The following is a 20,756-nucleotide window of genomic DNA, read 5'->3' on the forward strand; positions in this document are numbered from 1 at the left end:
AACATCTTCAGTAATAAATCTTATGTTTTCTTTATAGCACAAAGTCTATTCATGCTGTCGATATATCAATTGTTATATTTCAAAGAAAAACGTTTAGGTTCTGCATCTAATTTGAAATATTTTTAAGGCAGTGGTTGCATTCGTTGCTTACGGATATGTTCAATCAAAAATCTAGCAGCGGCACCAAGCTCACTTTCTCGACTCCATACCAAGTCGACATAATATTCAAATCGGGGAGTGAAATCTAATAAATCCAATACTTTAAGTTTATTTTTTAATTCAGGATTTTCTTTAAACATTTCTTGAGGAAGTACACCCCAACCCAAATTGCGCAAGATCATTAAACAAGCGGAGTGGTGGTTATCGGTGCGCCAATAATGTTTCGAAAAAAGTAATTCTGGTTTTAAAGTCTCATCTCGGCTTGCAACTACAATTTGTCGTGTAGTGAGGATCTGCTCATAAGAAACCTGATTTTGGCTTGCTAAAGGATGGTTGTTTGAAATAACTGGAATTAAGGCCTCACGTTTAAGCTCTACAAATTGTTCTCTGTTATCTAGGTGCTCGCGTTCAAACATCAGTGCAAGTTGGGCAGACCCGTCTAATAACATTTGCAGTGCATCTTCTTGAGGGGCAGACACAATATTAATTTGTAAGTCTGGAAAACGACTCTCTAAAAGACAAATATAGTCGGTCCAATTAGTGTGTAAAAGTTCCGACACAATCACAAGAGTTAAATTAGCCTCTAACCCTGTACTTAAGGCGCGAGCATGCTGTTTCCATTGATTCATCTCAATCAAAAGCTGAGATGTCTTTTCGTATAAGACCCGAGCCTCGTCAGTAGGGATGGGTTCACGGCCTTTACGGTCAAATAATGTTAAGTTCAGATCAATTTCTAAGTTGGCAATAGACATGCTTACAGCCGAAGGAACTTTGCCAAGTTTACGGGCTGCTGCAGAAAAAGAGCCGGTCTCAATCACGGCTTGAAACATGAGTAGTTGTTCTTGATTAATATTCATCTGTCAAAAAAACTGAAAGAACCTGATTGGATTAATCAATATTATAAAAATAAAATACACATTATCCAAGTAATTATTGAGTATTTAAAAATGTTGATTTCCAAGAGAAGACTCATTCATGCAATCAGTTATGAAGGAATTTTATTGGTCATCATTGCGATTGCATTAAGTTTTATTTTTGATATGCCGATGGACGTAACAGGAACACTCGGTGTGTTTATGGCAGTGGTTTCAGTTTTCTGGAACATGATTTTTAACCACTATTTTGAAAAAGTAGAGCATAAATATAATTGGGAAAGAACGATCCCTGTACGGATTTTACATGCGATTGGTTTTGAAGGTGGGTTATTGCTTGCAACAGTACCGATGATTGCCTATATGCTCCAGATGAGTGTCATTGATGCACTTATTTTAGATATTGGCTTAACTTTATGTATTTTGGTTTATACCTTTATTTTCCAGTGGTGCTATGACCATATTGAAGATAAGTTTTTCCCAAATGCTAAAGCAGCATCACTTCATTAATTCACATAGATTGAAATGAAATAAGCACCCAGATGGGTGCTTATTTTTTTGGTCGATAAATAGAAATTATTTTTCTACAATCGCAACCACACCTTCACCACCTGCTGTACAGATCGAGATTAATGCGCGGCCTGATCCTTTTTGATTAATCAATTTAGCAGCAGTTGCTAAGATACGACCACCAGTTGCAGCAAATGGGTGACCTGCACCTAAAGATGAACCATTTACGTTCAGTTTAGAACGGTCAATTGAACCTAAAGGTGCATCTAAACCAAGACGTTCTTTACAGAATTTTTCATCTTCCCAAGCTTTCAAAGTAGACAACACTTGAGATGCGAATGCTTCATGGATTTCGTAGAAATCGAAATCTTGAAGTTTAAGGTTAGCACGCTTAAGCATACGAGGTACTGCATAAGCAGGAGCCATTAATAAACCTTCTTTAGGACCATTTTTGCCAATGAAGTCAACAGCTGCTGTTTCAGAGAAAGAAAGATAAGCTAAAACTTCATGCCCATTTTCTTTTGCCCATTCTTCAGAAGCAAGCAATACCACAGAAGCACCATCAGTCAACGGAGTTGAGTTACCCGCTGTCATTGTTGCAGTTTCGCCTTTACCGAAAACTGGCTTCAATTTAGCAAGTTTTTCAACTGTGCTGTCTGCGCGTAAGTTGTTGTCACGGTTAAGACCTAAGAATGGAGTCATTAAGTCATCAAAGAAACCACGCTCATAAGCAGCAGCAAGTTTTTGATGGCTGCTTGCAGCGAGTTCGTCTTGAGCTTCGCGAGTAATACCCCATTCCAATGCAGTAATTGCTTGGTGCTCGCCCATTGAAAGGCCAGTACGTGGTTCACCATTGCTTGGCGCATCAAGAAGCTTTTTAAAATCAATTTTTGTTAAGGCTTTAAGGCGGTCTTTACCCGTTTTAGCTACATTGAGCTCAAGTAAAACTTTACGTAAACCATCACCCACAGCGATCGGAGCGTCAGAAGTTGTGTCTACACCACCTGCAATACCTACGTCGATTTGACCAAGCGCAATTTTGTTTGCAACTACAAACGCTGCTTGTAAACCTGTACCACAAGCAATTTGAATGTCATAAGCAGGAGTTTCAGGAGCAAGATCTGTGCTCAATACAACTTCGCGAGTCATATTAAAGTCACGGCTGTGTTTTAAAACAGCACCAGCAACGACTTCACCAATACGCTTACCTTGTAAGTTAAAGCGTTCAACCAAACCATTCAATGCTGCTGTCAGCATGTCAGAATTTGACGCTTTGAAATAAGCAGTATTTGAACGTGCAAATGGAATACGGTTGCCACCAATAATTGCAACGCGGCGAACAGTGTTTTGGCTCATGGTTTTATCCTGTTGAACAGAAGTTTTGGTTTTTGTTGCTTTTGGTGCTGCAGCTACATTTGAAGATGTAGACGAGGTTTCTGAAGCAGCGCTCTTGGTACGAGGGCTACGTGCAGGTGCAGTCGTTGAACGAGTACGTGTCGTTTTTGATGTATTAGTTGCTGCTTTAGGAGTAGTGCTGTTACGCTTAGCCGTGTTAGAAGCCGACTTTGATGTATTTGACACTTTTTCCTGAGCAGAATTCTCGACTGCTGGATTTTCTTGAGTTGTTTTGCTCATAAGGCTTTTCCAAGCATAATAACGATATTCTTGTAAGCTACCTTAACACAATTCAAATAGGCCTGTATTGACTAGAATGACATTGTAGATAGCATTCAGGTCAAGACATCCAAAGATGAAGTCAAGTATGATTTGGAGTAACTCTAATGAACGACTGCTTTCATATTGTTTCTATCCATCTCATAACATAATGAAGCCTGTCGTAGAAAATTCATTTCTTTGAGAGATAATAATCATGACTGATCAATACCAAGCATTTACACAATCTCCTATTGGTAAATTCGTTGTTAAAAATCTGGGTTTACCATCGCCAGTTGTATTAGAGCGTTTTGAAAGTGCTCAGCCAGTAGTGAATGGTGCAGTATTGGTTGGCGCAGCGCCGTCAAGTGTTTTGTCTGGTGCGATTGCACAAGTACTTAGCAATGTTCATGCAGATAGCTATGTAGGCAATAATGTTGCTTTGCAACAAGAAGCTGCAAAAGTTGGTTTAAATTTACGTCCATTCAATGCAGGCGATAAAGAATCAAAATTCAAAGCAGTTGTATTTGATGCATCTGGTATTCAAAACTCAGAACAGTTAAATGAACTTTATAAATTCTTTAATCCGATTGCACGTCAAGTTGCGACTTCTGGTCGAGTGATTGTGATTGGTACAACTCCTGAAACTGCAAAAACTGTAAAACAAGCGATTGCTCAGCGTGCACTTGAAGGCTTTATCAAATCTGTAGGTAAAGAATTTAAAAAGGGTATTACTGCTCAAGTTGTCTATGTTGATGAAGGTGCTGCTGCAAACCTTGAATCAACTTTACGTTTCTTGCTTTCTCCACGTTCAGCTTATGTATCTGGTCAAGTGATTCGTGTTTCTAAAGCAGATGTAGTTGATGTTGATTGGGCAAAACCGCTTGCTGGTAAAACTGCGTTAGTAACTGGTGCAAGCCGTGGTATTGGTGAGGCGATTGCACATGTGTTGGCGCGTGACGGTGCGCATGTTATTTGTCTAGACGTACCACAACAACAAGCTGACCTTGACCGTGTAGCAGCTGACATTGGCGGTTCTACATTGGCAATTGACATTACGGCTGCTGATGCGGGCGAAAAAATTAAAGCTGCTGCAGCAAAACAAGGCGGTTTAGATATTATTGTTCATAACGCAGGTATTACACGTGACAAAACTTTGGCAAACATGAAGCCAGAGCTTTGGGACTTGGTCATTAACATTAACTTGTCTGCTGCTGAACGCGTAAATGACTACTTGTTAGAAAACGATGGTCTAAATGCAAATGGCCGAATCGTTTGTGTATCATCAATTAGCGGTATTGCTGGTAACCTTGGTCAAACCAACTATGCTGCATCGAAAGCGGGTGTAATTGGCCTAGTGAAATTTACTGCGCCTATTCTAAAAAATGGTATTACCATTAACGCAGTAGCACCTGGCTTTATCGAAACTCAAATGACCGCGGCAATTCCATTTGCAATTCGTGAAGCTGGTCGCCGTATGAACTCAATGCAACAAGGTGGTTTACCTGTTGATGTAGCAGAAACGATTGCATGGTTTGCATCAACTGCTTCTACAGGGGTAAATGGCAACGTTGTGCGTGTATGTGGTCAAAGCTTGTTGGGCGCTTAAGCACTTTTAGCTAAATAGGGGTGCTTGTGCATCCCTTTTTTATTCAAGAATCTATAAATTATAAAAGGTTAGGTATGAATACTCGTCATTTTAGCCAGCTACCAAAAGCGGCATTGGCTTATCCAAAAGTAGTGCAAGGTTTAATTTTTAAAAAGCCGAAAGGTCCAAAAATATTACCGCAAGTTGAATATGTGGTAGATAGCCTAGAAATTGATCAAAGCCATCTCAAAGCTTATAACGAAGTATGTGGCTTTCAAAATAATGGCTTTGTACCGGCAATTTATTTAGCGGTACTTTCTCAAAGTTTGCAAATGCACATGATGACGGCAGAAGCCTTTCCATTTCCAATTTTAGGTTTAGTGCATATCCGTAACCAGATTAAACAGACCAGACCGATTGGCGTAACTGAAAAACTCACTTTGTCATGTAAATTTGGGGAACTAAAACCGCATGATAAAGGTGTTCAGTTTGACTTTATTACCACAGCAAAAGTTGGCAATGAAGTGGTGATGGAAGGTTTAACGACTTATTTATCTCGCCAAAAAGTCGAGAAAAGAGTAGGTGAGAAAGCCAAAGAAGAACAAGCACCAGCTTATGTTCCAAAGGCAGAGTGGAATATTTTAGAAAACACAGGTCGCCGTTATGCGAAAGTGTCTGGTGATTTTAATTTAATTCACATTCATGCCATTACTGCAAAAGCATTTGGCTTTAAGCAAGCCATTGCGCATGGTATGTGGAGCAAAGCTAAAGCATTAGCAAACCTTGAATTACCAGATGCTTATGAAGCAGATGTATGGTTTAAGCTGCCAATGTTCTTACCGTCAAAAGTTGAGTTTTTAACTGCCAATGTAGATAAAAAGACTGATTTCTTGATTCGTAATGCGAAATCACAAAAACCGCATGTTGCAGGAACAGTAAAAGCATTATAAAAATATCAGCAGCCTGAACAGAGGTTTGGGCTGCTTTTGAGCAAAATAACAAAAAATGCAAGGAAATTCATGTGATTAAAGAAATTTTACTGGCCGATACCCATAACTATCACGGTATTTTAGATGAACGTTTTATTGATTTAGCTCACCAGTTTAGCCGTCTTCAAGATGCTAGAACAGGACAAGGTGGAGCTGCTTTAGCGGTTTATTTTAGAGGTCAGAAAGTTGTAGATATCTACACCGGTCTAAAATCACAAACCGAAGCTTGGCAACCTGACACATTGGCAGTCTGCTATTCTACAGGTAAGGGCATACTTGCAACTTTAGCGCATATTTTAGTAAGTGAATGTTTTTTAGAATACGACAAACCGATTGCGACTTATTGGCCTGAGTTTGCTCAAAATGGAAAAGAGCAAATGACATTGCGTCATGTGCTAAGCCATCAAAGTGGCATGTTTGATGTGCGAAATATCATCGAAAGTGCGCGAGAAATGCTCGACTGGTCACACATGTTAGATGTGGTCGCGGCGACTAAGCCAAGATTCCTTGCAGGAGAGGGTAATGCTTATCAAGCTTTAACATTTGGTTGGCTTGTGGGTGGTGTACTTGAAAAAGCAACTGGCCAATCTTTAGATCAGCTCATGCAAAAATATCTTGTTGAACCGTTGCAGTTAGACGGCGCTTATTTTGGTACGCCTGCAAATGAGTTGGATCGTGTAGCACGTTTAATTATTCAACCAAAACCAGAAAAACCAGCGTCTACTCAAGTTGAAAAACCTAAAAAGCCACAGACGCGCAAGAGTTCACTCTCTGAAAAAATGATTACATGGACGGGTCAAGACCCGCAAGACTTTCAAGATGCCATGATTCCAAAAGGAATGAAACATCTTAGTTTCTTTAGTGACGAGGGATTGCAAGCAGTCATTCCAGCGGCGAACGGCACTTTTACTGCAAATAGTCTTGCTAAAATTTATGCGATGCTGGCAAATCAAGGTGAATGGGACGGACAGCAAATTATTCGCCCAGAAGTATTTAAAGAGCTCAGCACCATCCAAAGTTATGCACGTGATCGTGTTATGCCAATTCCGATGAATTGGCGCTTAGGATATCACCGCATTATTACCATGGGTAAACGCGCTAAAAATGGATTTGGGCATATTGGCTACAATGGTTCAGGTGCATGGTGCGATCCTGAGCGTGACCTCAGCTTTGCTTATACTCATAACTTCCAGATTGGTTCAATCACAGGCGATTATCGTTTGTGGGGACTGACTCAAGAAGCCTTACGTTGCACAGACCAAATTTTAAAAGGCCGTAAAGGCTGGTTCTAATTTTAGTATTTTAAAGCTGGTATTTTTAAGCAATGCCAGCTCAACATTTATAATAATTCTAGGCGAATAATTGCTTCGGTATGACGCTTAAAATCTTCTTCAGCTAAACCTTGTAAACCAAGTTTATAAATCCCTTCTAATCCGCAAACAAAGGCAATGAGTCGCCATGCAATATCTGTGGAATTAGACCTATTTTTAAATTCGCTTTCTTTTTGACCGCATTCGATCGATTGCACAATAGCTTGATGCCAACTTTGCATGGCGAGATTATACGCTTTTTGTATTTCAATATCTTGTTCAATTAAGAGTTCAGCTTCATTCCATAAACGTAAGTAGGGCTGAAGCCTGTCTATATTTTCTGCACCTAATAAGATGAAGAGTCTTTGAAATTGGCTAGTTGTTTGGAGAGTTTGTTCAATTTCATCAAGCTGTTCCATCAGCTTTAAAAAAGCTTCAGCTTTTAAGTGAGATGCCGAAGAAAAATGATGATGGACTTGTCCGGTAGAGGTTTGTGCTTCTGTTGCGATTCGGCGTACCGTCATGGCTGTAAAACCTTCAGCCAAAGCAATTTGCATGGCAGCTTGCAGAATCATTTCTCTGCGTTGATCGCGATTAAGATAGGCCATGTTTCTTACACCTGACTGAATTCGACACAAACTACATTAAAATTTAAAGTTGGACAAGTGTCCAATTGTGTATATAATAACCGCAATTTGAACACATGTCCAAGTTTTGGATATCGAAGAGCGTTATGCAAAAAAAATGGTTAATCCTCACAATTATCGTCCTCATTTATTTACCTGTTACGATTGATGCAACGGTGATGCATGTTGCAACACCGTCTTTAAGTGCAGCATTGAATTTAACTGCCAATCAGCTTTTATGGGTCATTGATATTTATTCACTGATTATGGCGGGTTTGATTTTACCGATGGGTGCACTCGGTGATCGTATTGGCTTTAAAAAATTATTATTTATTGGAACCGCAGTTTTTGGTGTTGGTTCGTTAGCTGCAGCTTTTTCTCCAACAGCTTACGCGCTAATAGCTTCTCGTGCTGTCTTAGGGCTAGGGGCAGCGATGCTTATTCCTGCCACTTTATCCGGCATCCGTAATGCCTTTACCGAAGAAAAGCAGAGAAATTTTGCACTTGGTCTTTGGTCTACAGTGGGTGGTGGTGGAGCAGCTTTTGGTCCATTAGTCGGTGGTTTTGTACTAGAACACTTCCATTGGGGAGCAGTATTCCTCATTAACATTCCGATTATTTTAGTGGTTCTGGTCATGATTGTGATGATTATCCCTAAACAACAAGAGAAGACTGATCAGCCAATTAATTTAGGACAAGCTTTAGTTTTGGTGGTAGCCATTTTAAGCCTGATCTATTCAATCAAATCGGCGATGTATAACTTCTCGGTACTTACAGTCGTGATGTTTGTGGTAGGCATAAGTACTTTAATCCACTTCATTCGAAGCCAAAAAAGAGCTACAACGCCAATGATTGATCTGGAATTGTTTAAACATCCAGTGATTTCTACCAGTATTGTTATGGCCGTGGTTTCCATGATTGCTTTGGTTGGCTTTGAATTACTCTTGTCTCAAGAGTTGCAGTTTGTGCATGGGTTTTCACCATTACAGGCAGCCATGTTTATTATTCCATTCATGATCGCGATTAGTTTAGGTGGTCCATTAGCTGGAATCTGTTTAAATAAATGGGGACTTAGACTTGTATCTACTGTTGGTATTTTAATAAGTGGATTTAGTCTATGGGGACTTGCCCAGCTTAACTTTTCAACTGACCACTTTTTAGCATGGACGTGTATGGTCTTTTTAGGCTTTAGCATTGAGATTGCCTTACTTGCTTCAACTGCTGCGATTATGTCATCTGTACCTCCGCAAAAGGCGAGTGCAGCAGGTGCCATTGAAGGGATGGCTTACGAGCTTGGGGCTGGTTTGGGCGTTACTATATTTGGGTTAATGTTATCTTGGTTTTATAGCCGTTCAATTGTTTTGCCAGAACAGCTCCCAACGGACTTAATTGAAAAAGCGAGTATCTCGATTGGTGAAACCATGCAATTAGCGTCTAACCTTGAAAATCCTTTGGGAGGACAATTAATTGCAGTTGCGCAGCAAGCTTTTAGCTATGCCCATAGTTGGGTGCTTACCATTTCAGCTATTTGTTTCTTCCTTTTAACTGTATTTGTTTGGTTGAGTTTTCCAAAGAAAGTAAGTTAATGATCTAAACAAGCTTAACAGTTGTGGAAAAAGAGAGAGAAATTTCTCTCTTTTTCTTGTTATAAATATAATTTTTAAATACACATAAATTGATAAAGCTTTCTTCATCTCAGAATATTATTAGTTATTTAGTTCTCATAAAAAGATTATTCTTTAATAAATTTCATATTTTTATTTTAAAATGATTTAGTGGTCATGTAATTGAAATTTAATAAAAAATTAATTGATCAAAAATTGACTATAAAAAACTGGTTTGTTAATCTGCTATTCGAAAAATCTAAAAACAAATAAAAGAGGCTGCTGTGAATTTTAAATTAAAAACATCACTCATTATTGGAGCAATTGTTGCATCTTCACTTGTATATGCCGCAACTGTACTTTCACCAAATCAGAATAATAATAGTGGATCAATTCCATCCGGTTATTCAGATTTAGAATTTAATCTAGCAAATGGGAATTGGGTCAAAAACCTCACTTTACCCACAAGCGCTAATAATTTGGACAAAATTACAATTCGTTCTAGTGCTGCCTATAGTAGCTATTTAGATACTTCTAATACGAATATTCCGTTAGAGGTTTTAAAGATAAATAGTGGAGATGTTTACCAATTCATCTTTAATAGTAGTCAAAATAAATGGATCGCTCAGTTAGCGACAGTGAGTCCTACCAATGGTGCGACCTATGAAGTTGTTCCATTAACAACTGCATCAATGCAAAAAGTACTTATTCAAAATGACAAATGGGCACAAACCATAGCATTACCGAGTGATGTACGTGATGGAACAACCGTACAAGTTGTTTCTACAGCAAGTGCAAGTTCGGACATTGATAAAACAAATTTACTATTCCCGAGCAGTTTTATATTAAAAAATGGATCTGAATATTGGTTTAAATATTATTCTGCTTTAGGAAAATGGGTTCCAGAATATATAAAACCACAGAAGCTAAATGTTCAGCAAATCGGAACATCTTTAGCCGCGGTAAGTAGCCCGCTAACGGAAGTTTCATTTGGAGATGGAAATTGGGTTTCCAATTTCACTCTACCTGCGACTGCAAGTGATCGTGATAGAATTATTATCAAGTCTACAGCGACTTGGTCTGCAAAAATTAATAACACCAATATTAATAGCCAAGCGACTTTAACGCTTAAAACAGGCGATCAATATGAGTTTATGTATGTAAGTGACAAAGGCTATTGGCAGTTGATCTCTTCACCAACAAAGGTGATTGATTCAACGGCAACAATCCCTGCAACTTTACCGAATATGACTCAGCCCACTTTAAAGGTGAAACTGTCTACATTAAATTGGCAGCCGACCTTGCAACTACCTGCTAAAGCTCAAGTCGGAGATAAAGTTGTTATTGTATCAAATGCATCGGCAGACACCTATATTAATGCTGCTAATGGTTTGTCGACAGCAATTAAAAATGGTGAAAATCGCCGTTTTATTTACACCGCTCAAGGCTGGACAGTAGATAGTTATACAATTGATATGTTGTTGGTTTCTAGCCCAGAGGTAAACTCAATTTTAGGAGAAAGCGCTGCAAAACTTAGAATGATTGAAGGCGTAAATTTAACGAATTTAACTGCTGAAAATTCGAATGCGCGTTTTTACTTAAGAGATGTAGGTTACCTAACTTACAAAATTCCTGCTGCCACGTTAAAAGAAGCAATCTCTATTGGACGAGATGACACGACGGTACAAAATGAGCGAAAACGTGTATTGGCAGACGGTGTCTATTATCAAGGTAATGAACCAGGTGATGGCGGTTGTGGTTGGGCTTGGATTAATGCTTCTGCATATAACATGATTGGCGCAAATGATATTGCAGGTTGTTCTTTCGCGGCCATGCGTCATGAAGTCGGGCACAATCTTGGTCTGTACCATAATGGTTCAACTAATATTGGCTCAGGTTTTGCCCATCCGTTAGGAAGTACTGCAATGGGTGGCAATAATATTAATTTCTATTCGAGTCCATATCTATACAACCCGAAATATGGTGTACGTTTAGGTGTAGAAGGAAAAATTGATGCGGTCAGTGTTATTAACCTGAATGCACTGAAAATTTCTCTATATAACTAATTTCTATTTTTAGCTGTAAATAATGAAGAAAAATAAATTGTTAATAGGAACTGCTATCGCTTGTGTGGCGTTAGCAGTTTTAATCTGGTTTGCCTTTTCACAGCAAAGCTCTTCTGCTTTAACGTCGTCTTCAGAAAATGGGCAAGGGACTGGGCAAAAACTGGCAGATAATCAGAATGAATTTGCTCGTCAAAATATACTGAATTTGAGTCCGTCCGAAAAAGAAAGATTGTCTCAGCAACAGATTGTTTTTAATGAAATAGAAAAGGATCAACTACCTTCTAATGTTAATTTTCCACTAATTAAAAATGCAGAAGGTATGGTCATTAAATATGATCCAAGTGTGATTGAACTGAAAAAAGTGGGTGACACTGTTAAGTTCCAAATGTTGGAATATGGCATTAATCGCACTGGCAAAATTGTAGAGATCGAACCTATTGACCAAGATATTGTTCGGTGGACCGGTAAATTTGATCAGGGCGATCCGAATCAGAATTTCTTTACCATTACTCAAAGTCAAAAAGACCACTATACAATCATGCAAATTTTTACCGAGAAGGGGAATTATTCGGCTGAAATTAAGGATGGTGTGGGGCTCGTGCAAACGATGGATGAGGGTGTTACAGATCAGGAGTTACACCATGATCATCCTTAGACAAATAAACGGTTCTGGTAGAGAAAAGAAGCCAGTTCGCAGTTTATCTGTACGGATATGAGCTTTATGCGTTCACACTCTTTTAAAAACAAAGTATGCTTATGCCTGTAACAAGGAGCATACATGTATCAAGTACTTGCTAGAAAATACCGTCCACGTAATTTCAATGAGTTAGTGGGGCAAAACCACGTTTCTCGTGCATTAAGCAGTGCATTGGAACGCGGTCGTCTTCACCATGCTTATTTATTTACAGGAACGCGTGGTGTAGGTAAAACTACAATTGCACGTATTTTAGCCAAGTGTTTGAACTGCGAAACGGGTGTGACTTCTACACCATGTGAAGTCTGTGCAACGTGTAAGGCAGTAAATGAAGGCCGTTTTATTGACCTGATCGAAATCGATGCGGCTTCAAGAACAAAAGTAGAAGATACACGTGAACTTTTAGACAACGTTCCGTATGCGCCAACGCAAGGACGTTTTAAGGTTTACCTGATTGACGAAGTACATATGCTATCAACGCATTCTTTTAATGCGTTATTAAAAACACTAGAAGAACCACCAGAACACGTTAAGTTTCTGTTTGCAACGACTGACCCACAAAAGCTACCGATTACGGTCATTTCACGTTGTTTACAATTTACTCTACGACCTTTAGCCGTTGATGAAATTACCAAGCATCTTGGCGCTATTCTTGAAAAAGAGCAAATTAATGCTGATCAGGATGCAATTTGGCAAATTGCAGAATCTGCCCAAGGTTCACTGCGTGATGCATTATCTTTAACTGACCAAGCCATTGCTTACGGGCAGGGTTCTGTACATCACCAAGATGTTAAAGAAATGCTTGGTCTAATCGACCGTACGATCATTTATGATTTGATTTTAGCGATTCATCAAAATCAACGTGAGAAAGTTAGTCAGCTTTTATTGCAATTTAGACATCAGGCGTTAGACGTTTCACTTGTGCTTGACCAGCTCATTTCGACATTGCATGAATTGGCAATTTTGCAATATCTACCTGATTTGAGTTTGAAATATAGCGATGAAATCAATCGCAAGATCATGCAACTGTCTAAGCTGATTTCTGCTCAAGATTTACAGCTATATTACCAAATCGCATGTAAAGGTCGTTCAGACTTGCAACTTGCCGTGACGCAAGAGCAAGGTTTTGAAATGTGTGTTTTACGTTTGTTGGCATTCCGTCCTTTAGCACCAAATGAAATTGTGGTGTCAGAGCCTGTTCAACAAAATGGACAAGCAGAAGTAGGTCTAAATTCACAAGCTCAGCCAACGGTCCAAGAGATTACTCCAGTAAATACGGTTCAACCTGTTGAAGTTATTAACCAGCCCGCTATGGTTGAACCTGAACCTGAACCTGAACCTGAACCTGAACCTGAACCTGAACCTGAACCTGAACCTGAACCTGAACCTGAACCTGAACCTGAACCTGAACCTGAACCTGAACCTGAACCTGAACCTCAGTCTAATCAGGATTTAATGGTATTTGACCCAAATCATCATGAGTTGATTGGGCTTGAGTCAGCAGTTGTTCAAGAGACTGTTAGTGTTCTGGAAGAAGATTTCATTCCGGTACCAGAACAAAAGTTAGTACAAGCTCAGGCAGAAACCCAAACAAAACAAATTGAACCAGAACCAGCTTTTGCTACTGAGCCTCAAGGTTTGTTTGAGACATCTAGCGCTGAATTTTCTCTTGATCAAGATGCGCCTATAACTCCTGATTTGTCTTCTGAACCTGTTATTGAGCAGCAGTCATTGGTGCAGTCTGAAGTTATTGTTGAAACAGTTGCCGTTGTAAAAGAGTCTAGTGCAACTGATCACGGTCAGTTGATGCCTCAAGATATCTTGAAGCTTTCTCCTCAAGTTTTGGAAGGTGAGTGGACACTCGAAAAGTGGGAATATTGGTTTAGAAATAGTCAGCTTTCTCCAGCCGTTCAAGAACTTGCTCAACATGGTGTGATGACTGGTGAAATTGGTGGCAATACTATTTTCCATATTCCTCAAGAATATGAAAATATGCTGACCCAATTACAACAAGGCCTTATTGATGCATTAAATGAGCAATGGCCGAATACTCAGTTTACAGTTGAATATGGTGCTTTGAATACATCTACTCCCTATACCATTCAAAGTGCACGTAAAGAAAAAGCCTTTCATAGAGCAGCTGAGCTATTACAGCAACAGCCAGTGATTAAGAGTCTCATAGAAACTTTTGATGGCGAACTACAAAATATTCAATTAAAGCCTTAAATTCATCTGATTTTTGATCTGGTGCAGAATATGAAAATAATAGACTTTTCATATTTTTCACTGGATTGAAATATTTGGGTCATGTCACTGTCATTGTACTTTTCTATGTTAGCCATTTTAGATTTTAAATGGACTATATATCGTCATGAAAAGGCAATGCACTGGAATAAATTGTTTTAAATATTCATATTTTTTATTAATCGGCGCGATTCTGCTGAGTGGTTGTAACGACTCGGCAAATGATAATTCAAATACACCAGATACAGGTAAAAAGCCTGTAATGCGCTGTGCTCCATAAACTTAAATAATAAAAAGAACCTGATCATGATTACACGTCGTAAATTTTTAAATTACTCTTTAAATATGGGTTTTGGTGCTGCGGCATTGGCAACTTTCCCATCTAGTATTCAAAAAGCTTTAGCAATTCCTGCAAATAATAAAACTGGAACCATTCAGGATGTCGAGCACGTTATTATTTTAATGCAGGAAAACCGATCTTTTGACCATTACTTCGGAACATTAAAAGGCGTTCGAGGATTTGCTGATCGTTTTACGATTCCTTTGCCAAGTGGCCGTCGTGTTTGGGAGCAGCTTAGAAGTAATGGGCAAGTTTTAACGCCTTTTCACTTAGATGGTACAGCCAATAATGCACAGCGTGCAGATGGTACGCCACATACTTGGAACGACAGTCAGCTGGCTTGGGACAATGGGCGTATGGCGAATTGGCCAGCTCATAAAACTGATATATCCATGGGTTATTTTAAAGAAAAAGAAATTCCATATCAGTTTGCGCTTGCGAATGCTTTTACGATTTGTGATGCCTACCATTGCTCTATGCACACTGGAACAGATGCAAACCGTTCTTATCATTTAACGGGTACAAATGGTGCAACACCGACCAAGCGTTCATTTGTAAACAATGAGTGGGACTGGATTGATGGTAACTCAGCGACGGCAGACCGCGGTTATACATGGAAAACTTACGCTGAGCGTTTAGAAGAAGCAGGGGTAAGTTGGATTTGTTATCAAAATATGCCAGATGAATGGGGCGATAATATGTTGGGTGCATTTCGTTCGTTTAGAAAGGCCAACATTGCATCTGGCTATCCTGTTTCAAGTGGCGGCGAACCGAATAAACCATATGCGGATACGGGTCAAAAACTACCTTATAAAGCCTATGATGCTGCGACCGATAATGCCAAAAATCCACTTTATAAGGGCATTGCAAATACGCTACCGGGCAATAAACCAGAAGAATATCTTGACACTTTTAAACGCGACATTCGGGAAGGTAAATTACCTCAAGTGTCTTGGATTAATGCACCATCAATTTATTGTGAACATCCAGACCCTTCAAGCCCAGTTCAAGGAGCTTGGTTTATTCAAGAAATTATTGACGCTTTAACTGCTGTACCAGAGGTTTGGAGTAAAACAGCACTACTTATTAACTTTGATGAAAATGATGGTTACTTTGACCACGTACCGTCACCATCAGCTCCATCTCGACTCAAAAATGGCCAGTACGCAGGTAAATCGACACTAAGCAATGCGGATATGCAGGACGAATATTTCGATCATGCTGCACCTGAAGGAAGCCATTCTCAACCTACACCTGATGGACGCGTTTATGGTCCAGGTCCTCGTGTTCCGTTATATGTGATTTCCCCATGGAGCCGTGGTGGCTGGGTGAACTCGCAAGTGTTTGATCATACGTCTGTGCTTATGTTTTTAGAAAAACGTTTTGGTGTAAAAGAGCCGAATATCAGTGCGTACCGCCGTGCAGTGTGTGGTGATTTAACTAGTGCATTTAACTTTAAAACACCAAATGCAGATATTTTACCGCAGCTGAATGGTAAACAAACACGTGTGCAAGCAGATGAGTTAAGAGAAAATCAAGAAGCTTTACCAGCTGTACCTGTACCCACGGATACAAAGTTACCGATTCAGCAAAGTGGTATACGTCTTTCACGTGCGTTACCTTACGAGCTACACACAAGCGCACGCTGTAATACTGATGGAAAAGTGCAATTGATTTTCTCTAATACGGGTACGCAAGCAGCGGTTTTTCATGTTTATGACAAGCTCAACTTGGAGCGTATTCCAAAGCGTTATATTGTCGAGCCGAATAAGACTCTAGATGATGTATGGGACGCTTTAAAAGATAATTTAGGTCGTTATGACCTATGGGTACTTGGTCCAAATGGCTACCATCGTCATTTCAAAGGGGATACTCAACGTATTGTTGATAGTAGTATTAAACCTGAAATTCGAGTGTGCTATGACATTGCGAACGGTGATGTTTATGTCGAACTTATGAATGATGGTACTAAGGATGCAATATTGACGGTAAAACCTTGTGCATATCGACAAGATGCGCCATTACAACTTACCGTAAAAGCGGGACAGGTTGTTAAACAACATTGGGCGTTGGCTGACGTGGGACATTGGTATGATTTTGAAATCACGAGTCAGAGTGATCCTTATTATTACCGACGTTTTGCTGGCCGAGTTGAAACGGGTGAAGACTCTTTTAGTGATCCCGCAATGATGTAAGTTTAGGTGGGCAAAAAGAAAAGATCATTTTCTTTTTGCCCCATTTTTTATAATAAATAACTTTTTAAAGTTTCACGAACTGACTCAGAAATTGGCACAGTCTTACGCGTTTCTCGATCAACAAACACATGCACAAAATGTCCTTGAGCTGAGGCTTGGTCCTGACCTTGTTTAAAAATTGCCAATTCATAGCGCAATGAAGTCGTACCGATTTTACCAATCGCAACACCTACTTGAATAATTTCTGGAAATGATAATTCCTGAAGAAAACTACAAGCTGAATCAACCACTAAGCCAATTGATTTTGCTTTATGAATATCAAAACCTGTTTTTTGAATAAGCAATGCATTGGCGGCTGTATCGAAGTAGCTATAGTAAGTCACATTATTCACATGACCATAGATGTCGTTATCTGCCCAACGCGTTTGAATGTCTAAAAAGAACTTAAATTGATCACGAGTTTTTAAAACTGGTTTAGTCATTAATGTATTGCCTGATAAATTGCCAAAGCAGCGGCTTCTGTCATGTCACGTGGGTTATTTTGTAGTAAACGGGTTTGCAACATGGCATCTTGAGCAAGTCGAGGTAAGCTGGACTCGTCAATACCCAAATCACTAAGTCTTAAAGTCAAACCACTACGGTCTAAATGGTTCTGCATATGGTCAATAAACAGATCACATAAACCATCGGTGCTGCCATTACTATATGGGTCGAGCCATTGCATAAGCTCTGCATAGTATTTTTTTGCATTTGGTGCATTAAATTTTAATACTTCAACCAGTACTAAAGCATTGGTATGTCCATGCGACAAATGAAAATGACCGCCCAATGGGTAAGCTAAAGCGTGAACAGCAGCAACGGGTGAGTTTGCAAACGCTTGTCCCGCGAGCATTGAACCAAAAAGCATGTTTTGACGTGCTTCTAAATCATTACCATCTTTAAGAACTTTCGGTAAGTTATGGTTTAACAATTTCAAAGCATGCTTGGCTAAAATATCTGTATAAATATTTTTTTTATGTTTAGAGGTATATGCCTCAATAGCATGTACCATCGCATCAATACCTGTTGCAGCGGTAATATGTGCTGGAAGATTTTGAGTGAAAGTAGCATCAAGAATCGCAGTGTCGGCGTATAGTACTGGAGAGACAATCCCCATCTTTGTCGTCTCACCTGTAGTGACAATTGAGATTGGCGTTACTTCTGAGCCTGTACCGGCTGTAGTAGGAATCAAAATAAGCGGAAGGCGAGCTGTAGTGACCTGATTCACGCCGTACATCTCTTGCAAACTTTGGGTTTGGTTAGGGTGGGCGAGTAAAGCAATAATTTTTGCAACATCTAGCGAACTACCACCACCAAAACCAATAATGACATCAACATTTTGCTGTTTTGCATAATTGGCTGCATCTAGTACTACTTGTTCTGGTGGGTCAGCCTGTACATCTGCATAAATGTCATATTCAATATTGAGCGTATCTAAAATTTGAAGAATGGGTAGATGTAATTGATTTTTGATCATGCCTGCATCGGTGACCAGTAATAACTTACGGTAAGCTTTTGATGACAAAACATTTTGTAATTCTTGTATAGAGCCTAAGCCAGAGATGATGTTTGGAACAGTTTGAAATTGAAAATGGCTCATATACGTTATTTCCTTATTCTTGAAAATTATTGTTGAACGGTTCTATAAGATTCAATCTTTAAATAACTTAGCATAAGACACTTTAAAATAAAGTAGTTCTGGGGCAATTATATTGAGTGGTGTATAAGATGAGCACTGTTTTTATGTGCTCTAAATCGGATATTCAGGCGATGCACAAGTTATTTAAGAAGCCATTGAACGGTGGGCTTTTTGTTATTTATACTGTTTGGTAGATTTTCTGGTAAGCTTCTAATTCATATAATGCCTTAACAATTTATAATTTTATCGGTTCTAAAAAGTGAAAATTTCTAAAACTTTTCTTAGTATTATGGGATGTACGTGTTTGATGCTTAGCTCGGCTGCAATCGCGAAAACCAGCTCTAGTGTATATTCGCCTACAAAAGGTGTAATTTGTGACAAATATATTTGTGCTGACAAAAAAGGTGTTTCTAAAAAGCTTACAGCTAAATATTTAGGCACTTATAAAGCGAATAAAGCCTTCTCTCAAGGTGATTTTGATACTTCAGCGTTTACGCTCTCAAACGGTATGTTCTGTGATACTAAAACAAAACTATGTCATGTTGATCGATACTTTGAGAATGGGCATCGCAGTAAAATTGATAGAACTATGACAGATAAGCTTTTTAAAAATAAATAATTTTTCTATTGCAGAAATGAGGTAAATATCTCTGATAGATGAGTCTATCAAAGTAGAATTAAATCGCAAAAGACCCCGCTAACTATCGACTAATGGCGGGGTTTTTTATTATTAAGTATTTCTGTAATATCAATTTAATAGTATAGGGTGAAAAAATACTAAATGATCAGGGTTAATAATTAATAAGGGAGGGTTTAGTTTTCGGTGGGATCTTTCTGATTGGGAAGGGAAAAAGGATCTTTTTATTATTAAGAAAAAACATAATTTTTAGGTGGAATTTAAATAGTGATGTACACAATTAGATATGTTCATCGGAACAACACTTACTATATTGCTTCGAACAATGAAGGAAATTTTATTATTCTTGAGTCACTTGATTCAGAGTTTCGTATGGGCCATCAAATTTCATATGATGGTGAAAAAGTATTTAACCTGACACTAAATGATGAAACGGATGCAGTCATTAAACTTGAGAGTAACGAAAAAGGAGCCTATGAGTACTTACATTCAGTTAAGTAAATAAGCTTTTTTATTCTTAAGTATTTCTGTAAGATCCTTCCGTTGCTTTAAACAACAATAAACCTGAATGATCAGCGCAAAAGTCATAAGGGGAAAGCCTACTTGAAAGAGTAGGCTTTTTTTATTTCTTTATAAAAGCATACTGAGGACTTTATGATCAGGGTAGCTGAGTTATAAAAATTTATTTTTTGCTATGAATGAGCTTAAGTTCCAAATTCTTAAAATCTATAACTTGATTAGAAGAATCAACAAGTTTTAATTTAAGTTCATCATCAGTACTCTTATTAAAAACTTTCACCACATCTTTACCAGATTCAATGAAATTACCGCCAGATTCAAGCATGGCCAGTAAAACAATATTTAGACTTTTGCCTTTTTTAGTGAGTAAGTATTCTTTACGTTCCCGTACTCCAACTTCTTTATAAATTGATAATTCAAATATTTCTAATTGGATGAGATGCTTTAGACGATTAGATAAAATTTGCTTTGATATGCCTGTATTTTCTAAAAAATCATTAAATTTTGTTACCCCATAGAAGGCTTCTCTTAACAAGAGAATCGTCCATCTGTCATTCAATATTTCTGTAATTTTGAAGATCCCGCATACATCTACTGGAAATTTATGATCTGGAATAATTTGATTTGACATCAGAGGGAGCTCCAATTATTATGAGTCTATAATTTAGACCTAGCATTAATTCAGGTAGCATTATGCCATTTATAAATATACAAACTATAGAAGGTTTACTAGATAAAGATAGTAAGGCTGAGCTTTTCAAGCGAATAACGGATTTATTTGTAGAAATAGAAGGAAAGGGAAATCCTGCTTTTCGAGAACATGTCTGGATAAGAATTGATGAGCATCCTCCTGAGCATTGGCAATTAGGCAGCTTAAGGCCTACGAAGGAAATGATTGAATTAATCACTGCATCAAAGTGATGTTTGTAAAGCCCTATAAATTAGGGCTTTATTTTTATTTAATTACTACAAGAAGTACAAGATTAGCTAATTTATCGCCTGATTTATCAACTTTTAATCTATTGATAAACATTATTTTCCTTTTCAACCCAAGTGAGTTTTGACAAAATGC

19 protein-coding genes are annotated in these 20,756 nt (G+C 38.5%); 13 read left to right on the plus strand and 6 right to left on the minus strand.

Going from position 1 to position 20,756, the window contains the following annotated elements; genetic code table 11:
• Positions 1–122: 122 nt before the first annotated feature.
• Positions 123–1,016 carry a LysR family transcriptional regulator gene (yahB, locus tag MKX14_RS02880; protein ID WP_240281706.1) on the minus strand — a complete coding sequence of 298 codons (894 nt, stop codon included), beginning with the start codon at positions 1,014–1,016 and terminating at the stop codon, positions 123–125.
• A 90-nt stretch (positions 1,017–1,106) separates the two neighbouring features.
• On the opposite strand from yahB, the gene aceI reads away from it, so the two are divergent.
• Complete coding sequence (gene aceI, locus MKX14_RS02885; protein ID WP_240281707.1) at positions 1,107–1,541, plus strand: chlorhexidine efflux PACE transporter AceI; 435 nt, start codon at positions 1,107–1,109, stop codon at positions 1,539–1,541.
• 66 nt (positions 1,542–1,607) lie between these two features.
• Here the strand turns inward: aceI and fadI are convergent, their stop codons facing one another.
• Positions 1,608–3,176, minus strand: coding sequence for an acetyl-CoA C-acetyltransferase (fadI, locus tag MKX14_RS02890; RefSeq protein ID WP_057062874.1), 1,569 nt, complete (start codon positions 3,174–3,176; stop codon positions 1,608–1,610).
• Positions 3,177–3,411: 235 nt separating this feature from the next.
• Between fadI and MKX14_RS02895 the strand changes: the two genes are divergently transcribed.
• The 3 genes from MKX14_RS02895 (at position 3,412) to lipL (ending at position 7,063) form a co-directional block, all read left to right on the plus strand.
• The gene (locus MKX14_RS02895) at positions 3,412–4,803 is read left to right on the plus strand and encodes a 3-oxoacyl-ACP reductase (protein WP_016145715.1); all 1,392 of its coding nucleotides are present in this window, start codon (positions 3,412–3,414) and stop codon (positions 4,801–4,803) included.
• Positions 4,804–4,877: 74 nt separating this feature from the next.
• The gene (locus MKX14_RS02900; RefSeq protein ID WP_240281708.1) at positions 4,878–5,732 is read left to right on the plus strand and encodes a MaoC/PaaZ C-terminal domain-containing protein; all 855 of its coding nucleotides are present in this window, start codon (positions 4,878–4,880) and stop codon (positions 5,730–5,732) included.
• Positions 5,733–5,803: 71 nt separating this feature from the next.
• A complete protein-coding gene (lipL, locus tag MKX14_RS02905; RefSeq protein WP_014207044.1) occupies positions 5,804–7,063 on the plus strand; it encodes a serine hydrolase domain-containing protein in 1,260 nt (419 codons plus the stop codon).
• Positions 7,064–7,110: 47 nt separating this feature from the next.
• On the opposite strand, the gene MKX14_RS02910 is transcribed toward lipL, so the two are convergent.
• Positions 7,111–7,689: a TetR family transcriptional regulator gene (locus MKX14_RS02910; RefSeq protein ID WP_240281709.1), complete on the minus strand. Its 579-nt coding sequence runs from the start codon at positions 7,687–7,689 to the stop codon at positions 7,111–7,113.
• A 125-nt stretch (positions 7,690–7,814) separates the two neighbouring features.
• Between MKX14_RS02910 and amvA the strand changes: the two genes are divergently transcribed.
• The 6 genes from amvA (at position 7,815) to MKX14_RS02940 (ending at position 16,850) form a co-directional block, all read left to right on the plus strand.
• The gene (amvA, locus tag MKX14_RS02915) at positions 7,815–9,293 is read left to right on the plus strand and encodes a multidrug efflux MFS transporter AmvA (protein WP_240281710.1); all 1,479 of its coding nucleotides are present in this window, start codon (positions 7,815–7,817) and stop codon (positions 9,291–9,293) included.
• Between the two features lie 302 nt (positions 9,294–9,595).
• Complete coding sequence (gene cpaA / locus MKX14_RS02920; protein WP_240281711.1) at positions 9,596–11,377, plus strand: metalloendopeptidase CpaA; 1,782 nt, start codon at positions 9,596–9,598, stop codon at positions 11,375–11,377.
• A gap of 22 nt (positions 11,378–11,399) precedes the next feature.
• A complete protein-coding gene (gene cpaB / locus MKX14_RS02925; protein ID WP_240281712.1) occupies positions 11,400–12,032 on the plus strand; it encodes a metalloprotease secretion chaperone CpaB in 633 nt (210 codons plus the stop codon).
• A 123-nt stretch (positions 12,033–12,155) separates the two neighbouring features.
• Positions 12,156–14,297 carry a DNA polymerase III subunit gamma/tau gene (gene dnaX, locus MKX14_RS02930; protein ID WP_240281713.1) on the plus strand — a complete coding sequence of 714 codons (2,142 nt, stop codon included), beginning with the start codon at positions 12,156–12,158 and terminating at the stop codon, positions 14,295–14,297.
• A gap of 145 nt (positions 14,298–14,442) precedes the next feature.
• The gene (locus MKX14_RS02935) at positions 14,443–14,595 is read left to right on the plus strand and encodes a hypothetical protein (protein WP_155393323.1); all 153 of its coding nucleotides are present in this window, start codon (positions 14,443–14,445) and stop codon (positions 14,593–14,595) included.
• Between the two features lie 26 nt (positions 14,596–14,621).
• Positions 14,622–16,850: a phosphocholine-specific phospholipase C gene (locus MKX14_RS02940; protein ID WP_240281714.1), complete on the plus strand. Its 2,229-nt coding sequence runs from the start codon at positions 14,622–14,624 to the stop codon at positions 16,848–16,850.
• Positions 16,851–16,897: 47 nt separating this feature from the next.
• Here MKX14_RS02940 and MKX14_RS02945 read toward each other — a convergent pair whose 3' ends face one another.
• Positions 16,898–17,332, minus strand: coding sequence for an acyl-CoA thioesterase (locus tag MKX14_RS02945; protein WP_240281715.1), 435 nt, complete (start codon positions 17,330–17,332; stop codon positions 16,898–16,900).
• Positions 17,332–18,489, minus strand: a complete 1,158-nt coding sequence (gbsB, locus tag MKX14_RS02950; RefSeq protein ID WP_240281716.1) for an iron-containing alcohol dehydrogenase — start codon at positions 18,487–18,489, stop codon at positions 17,332–17,334. The genes MKX14_RS02945 and gbsB overlap by 1 nt, the downstream gene beginning before the upstream one ends.
• Positions 18,490–18,817: 328 nt before the next feature.
• Between gbsB and MKX14_RS02955 the strand changes: the two genes are divergently transcribed.
• Both MKX14_RS02955 and MKX14_RS02960 read left to right on the plus strand, forming a co-directional pair.
• Positions 18,818–19,147, plus strand: a complete 330-nt coding sequence (locus MKX14_RS02955) for a YcgJ family protein (RefSeq protein ID WP_240282008.1) — start codon at positions 18,818–18,820, stop codon at positions 19,145–19,147.
• Positions 19,148–19,435: 288 nt separating this feature from the next.
• On the plus strand, positions 19,436–19,666 hold the full coding sequence (locus MKX14_RS02960; RefSeq protein WP_005068773.1) for a hypothetical protein: 231 nt from the start codon (positions 19,436–19,438) through the stop codon (positions 19,664–19,666).
• A 181-nt stretch (positions 19,667–19,847) separates the two neighbouring features.
• Here MKX14_RS02960 and MKX14_RS02965 read toward each other — a convergent pair whose 3' ends face one another.
• A complete protein-coding gene (locus MKX14_RS02965) occupies positions 19,848–20,315 on the minus strand; it encodes a winged helix-turn-helix transcriptional regulator (RefSeq protein ID WP_240281717.1) in 468 nt (155 codons plus the stop codon).
• 62 nt (positions 20,316–20,377) lie between these two features.
• Between MKX14_RS02965 and MKX14_RS02970 the strand changes: the two genes are divergently transcribed.
• Positions 20,378–20,605, plus strand: a complete 228-nt coding sequence (locus MKX14_RS02970) for a tautomerase family protein (protein WP_002115197.1) — start codon at positions 20,378–20,380, stop codon at positions 20,603–20,605.
• Positions 20,606–20,756 lie beyond the last annotated feature (151 nt).

It is taken from the genome of Acinetobacter pittii (assembly GCF_022449185.1).
Classification (GTDB): domain Bacteria; phylum Pseudomonadota; class Gammaproteobacteria; order Pseudomonadales; family Moraxellaceae; genus Acinetobacter; species Acinetobacter pittii_I.